At 51.2% G+C, this 6,623-nt stretch carries 7 protein-coding genes; all 7 read left to right on the plus strand.

What is annotated here, in order from left to right:
• On the plus strand, positions 1–861 hold an 861-nt coding region (gene flhF / locus MHN01_RS12560; protein ID WP_239411662.1), incomplete at its 5' end, for a flagellar biosynthesis protein FlhF.
• Positions 854–1,753, plus strand: a complete 900-nt coding sequence (locus tag MHN01_RS12565) for a MinD/ParA family protein (protein ID WP_239411663.1) — start codon at positions 854–856, stop codon at positions 1,751–1,753. The genes flhF and MHN01_RS12565, both read left to right, overlap by 8 nt.
• Positions 1,746–2,468 carry an RNA polymerase sigma factor FliA gene (locus tag MHN01_RS12570; RefSeq protein ID WP_075763977.1) on the plus strand — a complete coding sequence of 241 codons (723 nt, stop codon included), beginning with the start codon at positions 1,746–1,748 and terminating at the stop codon, positions 2,466–2,468. The genes MHN01_RS12565 and MHN01_RS12570 overlap by 8 nt, the downstream gene beginning before the upstream one ends.
• A gap of 54 nt (positions 2,469–2,522) precedes the next feature.
• On the plus strand, positions 2,523–2,894 hold the full coding sequence (gene cheY, locus MHN01_RS12575; protein ID WP_036800231.1) for a chemotaxis response regulator CheY: 372 nt from the start codon (positions 2,523–2,525) through the stop codon (positions 2,892–2,894).
• A gap of 36 nt (positions 2,895–2,930) precedes the next feature.
• Complete coding sequence (locus MHN01_RS12580; protein WP_075763979.1) at positions 2,931–3,650, plus strand: protein phosphatase CheZ; 720 nt, start codon at positions 2,931–2,933, stop codon at positions 3,648–3,650.
• A 9-nt stretch (positions 3,651–3,659) separates the two neighbouring features.
• Entirely contained in the window at positions 3,660–5,996 is a 2,337-nt protein-coding gene (locus MHN01_RS12585) for a chemotaxis protein CheA (RefSeq protein ID WP_239411664.1), read from the plus strand.
• Positions 5,997–6,169: 173 nt separating this feature from the next.
• On the plus strand, positions 6,170–6,623 hold a 454-nt coding region (locus MHN01_RS12590; protein ID WP_239411665.1), incomplete at its 3' end, for a response regulator.

Here is a 6,623-nt window from a genome sequence, read left to right on the forward strand (position 1 = left end):
CAGGAAGTCGAGCGCCGCGAACCGATGCGGGCAATGATGATCAAGCGGTTGGAAAAAATGGGGCTCTCTCCGGAGCTTGCCGACCAGCTGGCCTGTTACATCCCCGAAGACGTCCCGGCTAATGAAGCCTGGCCGGCGTTGCTGGATTTGCTGTCAGATCAGATCATCACTACCGATGACTGTATACTCGAGACCGGTGGCGTTGTCGCGCTGCTGGGACCTACAGGGGTTGGCAAGACGACGACCATCGCCAAGTTGGCGGCACGTGCCGCGATGGATTTTGGTCCGGACCAAATCGCCCTTGTCACAACAGATACTTATCGTATCGGAGCGCATGAACAGCTGGCCACATATGGTCGAATCATGGGCTGTCCGGTAAGAGTTGCTAAAGATGCCGAGGAGCTGGCCGATATACTTCACCAGTTACGGCATAGACGCCTGGTTCTGCTAGATACTGCAGGGATGGGACAACGTGATATTCGGTTGTCTGAGCAGCTTGATACCCTGATGCAGAACAGTGGCTCACAGATTCGTAGTTTTCTGGTGCTGCCTTCGACGGCACAGCGGCGCGTACTGCACGAAACCATTGAACACTTCCGCCGGATCCCGTTGTCGGGTTGTGTCCTGACCAAGCTGGATGAGTCTCTCAGCCTGGGGGAGGTAATTTGTGTATCGATTCAGAGTGCGCTGCCTATCGCCTACCTGGCTGACGGCCAGCGGGTACCGGAAGACATTAAAGTAGCGACAGGTGATTACCTGGTATCACGTGCAAACGAATTACTAGAACAAGAATTAAGCCAGCAATCTCATTTCTGGAGTAGCGATAGTTCAGATAATCAGGCGGCAGACTTTTATGATTGAGAACGCAATGTACGATCAAGCGAGCGGTTTGCGCCGTATGACAAAATTATCTTCCACTAAGGTCATTACTGTTACTGGTGGTAAAGGTGGTGTGGGCAAGACCAACGTGACCCTGAGCATGGCTATTTCGATGGCTCGCGAGGGTAAGCGGGTAATGGTGCTTGATGCCGACCTCGGCCTTGCCAACGTGGATGTTATGTTGGGGCTGCGTGCAGGCCGCAACCTGTCACATGTCCTGGCCGGACAGTGCGATCTCCAGGATATCGTTGTCGAGGGACCATACGGGGTGAAAATCATTCCGGCGGCGTCGGGCACCCAGAACATGGCTGAACTGACGGCAGCTCAGCATATGGGGCTGATCCGTGCTTTCAGCAGCCTCGAAGACGATATTGATGTCCTGCTGGTTGATACCGCTGCCGGTATTTCCGATATGGTACTGAGTTTTGCGCGAGCAGCGCAGGACGTACTGGTTGTTGTTTGCGACGAGCCGACATCCATTACCGATGCCTACGCGCTGATCAAAATCCTGAGCCGCGAATACGATGTTCAGCGATTCAAGATTGTAGCCAATATGGTACGTAGCTACCGTGAAGGGCGGGAGCTGTTTGCCAAACTGACACGCGTGACAGAGCGGTTCCTCAATGCCAACCTCGAGCTGGTTGCCTGTGTACCGCTCGATGATCGGGTTCGCCAGTCGGTTAAACGTCAGAAAATTGTGGTTGATGCCTTCCCGCGAAGCCCGGCGGCATTAGCGTTGACATCACTGGCGTCGAAGGCCATGACCTGGCCGGTGCCGAGCAGTGCAGGTGGACATCTCGAATTCTTTGTCGAGAAGTTATTGGTAAAGCAAACACCAGCCCCAACACCGAACGAGGCTCCTATTGGTGAATAAAGCATTGACATACGGACGCTATCAGGAGAGTCCGCATGCCTTTATTGAGCGATATTCGTCATTGGTAAAGCGCATTGCTCATCACCTGATGGGGCGACTGCCCCCCAACGTTCTATTAGAAGATTTAATTCAGGCTGGTATGATAGGCCTCCTGGAAGCACAGCAGAATTATGATCCCAGCAAAGGTGCAAGCTTCGAGACCTTTGCCGGTATCCGGATCCGGGGCGCGATGCTTGATGATATCCGCCGTGGAGACTGGGTTCCGCGTTCGGTGTATAAAAATAGCCGGCGCATCACGGAAGCCATTTCTTTCCTGGAAGCAGAGTTTGGGCGAGACCCTAATGATCAGGAAATTGCCGAACATCTCGAAATGACACTCGAACAGTACCATCAGGCGCTAAATGATGTTAATTGTGGGCGTCTTATTGGTATGGATGATCTGGGTGTATCGGAAGATGCTGTCGCAAGTGAAGAAGCACTTGAAGAAAATCTTCCATTTCAGGGTGTTGTGAATGATAATTTCCGTCAATCACTGGCTGAAGCAATAAAAACACTGCCTGAAAGAGAGGCGCTGGTCCTGTCTCTTTACTATGATGAGGAGCTCAATCTCAAGGAGATTGGTGCTGTTATCGGGGTCAGTGAATCTCGTATTTGCCAGATTCATAGTCAGGCGATGCAACGTTTGCGTTCCAAGCTCAAGGTTTGGACTGCTTAATACATATTAGATAAAAACACTGTGACCTCAGTGGAGGCAACTTTGAATAAAAACATGAAAATCCTCATTGTTGATGACTTCTCAACAATGCGCCGTATCGTTAAAAATTTGCTACGTGACCTAGGTTTTAACAATACCCAGGAGGCGGATGATGGATTGACTGCGCTACCTATGCTGAAAAAAGGCGGGTTTGATTTCGTTGTTACAGACTGGAACATGCCTGGTATGCAAGGGATTGATTTGCTTAAGCACATTCGTGCTGATGATGAACTGAAGCACCTTCCGGTACTGATGATCACCGCTGAAGCAAAACGCGAGCAGATTATCGAAGCTGCGCAGGCGGGTGTTAACGGTTATATCGTTAAGCCATTTACGGCAGCTACGTTGAAAGAGAAGTTAGATAAAATCTTCGAGCGTATGCAGTAATTACAATCGTCAGGCGCTAAAAGGGTAATAACCATAATGATTTCACTCGATCAGGCTAAGCAGCTTGTCAGCCTGCTTGAAGATGGGAAACAGGACGAAGCAAACACGCTTGTACAGGGGCTTGTCTCCGACAGTCGTGATCCTGTCTATGCAGAAGTGGGTAAGTTGACTCGCCAATTGCATGATTCACTGGCAAATTTTCGTCTTGATCCCCGTCTTAATGATTTAGCGAAGAACGAAATTCCTGACGCCCGTGACCGTTTGTCATATGTGATTGATAAAACGGAATCTGCTGCTAATAAAACCATGGATGCGATCGATAGTATCGAGCCGCTTGCCGATAGGTTGAATGACTCTCTGAGTCAGGTTCATCCTCAGTGGAAGCGTCTAATGGGCGGGCAGATTGCGCTTAATGAATTTAAGTTACTATGCCATGAAATTGACAGCTTGTTGGTACAGGTTGAAAGTGACAACAATGCGCTTCGTAGCCATTTGACAGAAATTTTAATGGCTCAAGACTTTCAGGATCTCACCGGACAGATAATACGTCGTGTCATCGAATTGGTGCACGAAGTGGAAGATCAATTAGTCGAAATCCTTAAAGCCTTTGGCATGGAACAAGAAGACAGATCAGATGCCCTTACAGAAGCCTGTGTGCTTACTCCCGAGGGGCCAATTGTCAACACAGAAGAACGTGAAAATGTCATGTCCTCACAGGATGATGTTGACGACTTGCTGTCTAGTCTTGGATTTTAGGGGAAATATATGAGCTTTGATTTAGACGAAGACATCCTGCAAGACTTTTTGATTGAAGCAGGAGAAATTCTTGAGTTGCTGTCTGAGCAGCTGGTTGAGCTTGAGCGTAGCCCTGAAGATTCAGAGCTGCTCAATGCGATTTTCCGTGGTTTTCACACCGTTAAGGGTGGCGCTGGTTTCCTCTCTCTGACTGAGTTGGTGGATGCATGCCATGGTGCAGAGAATATCTTTGACTTGCTGAGAACCGGCAAGCGAAGCGTTACACCAGAATTAATGGATGTGATTCTTGAGGCGCTGGATACCATCAACGAAATGTTTGGTTTGGTGCAGGAGCGTGAACCACTTGTTCCCGCTGAGCAGAGCCTGCTTGATGCGCTTCACCGTTACAGTCAGCCGCCGACAGCAGAAGAACTTGCTCCTGCTGCCGCTGCGCCAGTCGCAGAGCCAGAGCCGGTTGTGGTTCCTGAACCTGTGGCACCAAGCCCGGTAGTTGAACCAGTAGCGGCGCAGCCTGCTGCCCCATCATCGGCGATTGCCGGCGATACGGTTGACGATATGACTCAAGATGAATTTGATCGTCTACTTGATGAGCTTCATGGTGCAGGCAGTGGCCCTTCAGCTTCTTCTGCAGCACCAGCTCCAACCCCAGCATCGGCACCTGCGCCACAAGCAGGCAATGCAGCTGTTGTGGATCAGATTCAGTCTGAGTCGGGTGACATCACCGATGATGAGTTCGAGCGTCTGTTGGACGAACTGCACGGCGCAGGCAAAGGCCCGGGCAATACTGACAGCGTGGTTGTTGCTACACCGGTTCCAGCTACACCAGCGCCAGCTGTACCGGTAGCTGCCTCGACGGTACCTAGCGACACAGGTGCCAGCTCAGGTGATGATGACCTGATGACTGACGATGAGTTCGAGCGTTTGCTTGATGAGCTGCATGGCTCGGGTAAAGGCCCATCAGCAGAAGAGCTGGAGATGGCGACTCGCCCTGTGGCTGATATGCTGGCAGATGTCTCTAAACCGGCAAGCACTGAAGTGCCTGTCGCGCCAGCGGCTCCTGCAGCAGCCCCTGCGGAACCAGCAGTACCGGCTCCTGTAGCCAGTGCACCAGCTCCGGCACCTAAACCTGTGGCAGAAAGAAAGCCGAAAGCTGTTGCCAAGGATAAAGGCAAACCGGCCGCCGAAGCGACAGTCCGTGTTGATACCTCGACCCTGGATACCATCATGAACATGGTGGGTGAGTTGGTACTGGTCCGTAACCGTCTGGTTAGCCTGGGCCTTAATACCAATGACGAGGAAATGTCCAAGGCTGTATCTAACTTGGATGTCGTGACTGCCGATTTGCAGGGCGCGGTGATGAAAACCCGTATGCAGCCAATCAAGAAAGTCTTTGGCCGCTTCCCTCGGGTTGTTCGTGACTTGGCGCGTAGCTTGAAAAAAGAAATCGTGCTGGAAATGCGCGGTGAAGAAACTGATTTGGATAAGAACCTGGTTGAGGCGCTGGCCGATCCGCTGGTTCACTTGGTCCGCAACTCGGTTGACCATGGTATCGAAATGCCGGATGCCCGTGAAAAAGCAGGTAAACCGCGTATTGGTACCGTACTGCTGTCTGCCTCTCAGGAAGGCGACCATATTCTGCTGACCATCGAGGATGATGGCGGCGGTATGGATCCGGATAAACTGCGTAACATCGCCGTTGACCGTGGTGTGATGGACGCTGATGCAGCTTCACGCCTTACTGATTCAGAGTGTTATAACCTGATCTTTGCGCCAGGCTTCTCGACCAAGAAAGAAATCTCTGATATCTCCGGTCGTGGTGTGGGCATGGATGTGGTTAAGACCGGGATCAGTCAGCTTAACGGCTCAATCAGCATTGATTCGGCGCTGGGTAAGGGTACCCGTATTGATATCAAGGTACCGTTGACGCTGGCAATTCTGCCGACCCTGATGGTTGGCGTGGCTGATCAGCCGTTTGCTCTGCCTCTGGCAAGCGTGAACGAGATTTTCCACCTTGACCTACGCAAGACCAACAATGTTGACGGTCAGCTGACGATCATTGTTCGTGAGAAGGCTATCCCGCTGTTCTACCTGCAAGACTGGTTGTCAGCTGTCGGTCTGCCGAAGCGTGAGCGTGACCATGGCCACGTGGTGATTGTTCAAATTGGCCACCAGCGTATTGGCTTTGTGGTTGATACCTTGATTGGTCAGGAAGAAGTGGTAATCAAGCCGCTTGACGAACTGCTTCAGGGTACTCCGGGTATGGCTGGTGCAACCATTACCAGTGATGGTCATATTGCGTTGATCCTGGACGTTCCGAACCTGCTAAAACACTATGCCGGCCGCTAAGGCCAGGCTGTTCACTCAACACCAGAGCGACAACTAAATTAGGGGCGTAAAGCCCCTAAATAGCAAATTAAATTATTATCTGGTTCTGTTAGCTTGTCGGGCTTTCCTGTGCCAGATAATTGTTCAGTTTGTTAGATAGGCTGGATAACTCATATATACGGGATAAAGACAACATGGCAGTAAAAGTATTGGTGGTGGATGATTCAAGCTTTTTCCGCCGCCGTGTCAGTGAAATAATTAACTCCGATCCTCGACTAGAGGTGATTGGCAGTGCCGTCAATGGTAAAGAAGCGGTAGAACTGACTAACAAGCTTCAGCCTGATGTCATCACCATGGACATTGAGATGCCGGTGATGGACGGTATTACTGCCGTGCGTGAAATCATGAAAAGCGCGCCGACCCCGATCCTGATGTTCTCTTCGCTGACCCACGAGGGTGCGAAGGCGACACTGGATGCACTTGATGCCGGTGCGTTGGATTTTCTGCCGAAGAAATTTGAAGATATTGCCCGCAACCGTGATGAGGCGGTTGGCCTGTTGCAAAAGCGTGTTGGCGAGCTGGCACGAAAACGTGTCTTCATGCGCCGTTCGGTTCGCCCTGCTGCTGCAACTGCACCAGCTGCCGGCC

The sequence above is a fragment of the Photobacterium sp. OFAV2-7 genome (assembly GCF_022347985.1).
Lineage (GTDB): Bacteria > Pseudomonadota > Gammaproteobacteria > Enterobacterales > Vibrionaceae > Photobacterium.

What these genes read in the sequence shown, in the direction of transcription:
- MHN01_RS12585 (WP_239411664.1), top strand. Translation starts at nt 3,660, where the DNA reads ATGAGCTTTGATTTAGACGAAGACATCCTGCAAGACTTTTTGATTGAA.
- MHN01_RS12580 (WP_075763979.1), top strand. Translation starts at nt 2,931, where the DNA reads ATGATTTCACTCGATCAGGCTAAGCAGCTTGTCAGCCTGCTTGAAGAT.
- MHN01_RS12565 (WP_239411663.1), top strand. Translation starts at nt 854, where the DNA reads ATGATTGAGAACGCAATGTACGATCAAGCGAGCGGTTTGCGCCGTATG.
- cheY (WP_036800231.1), top strand. Translation starts at nt 2,523, where the DNA reads ATGAAAATCCTCATTGTTGATGACTTCTCAACAATGCGCCGTATCGTT.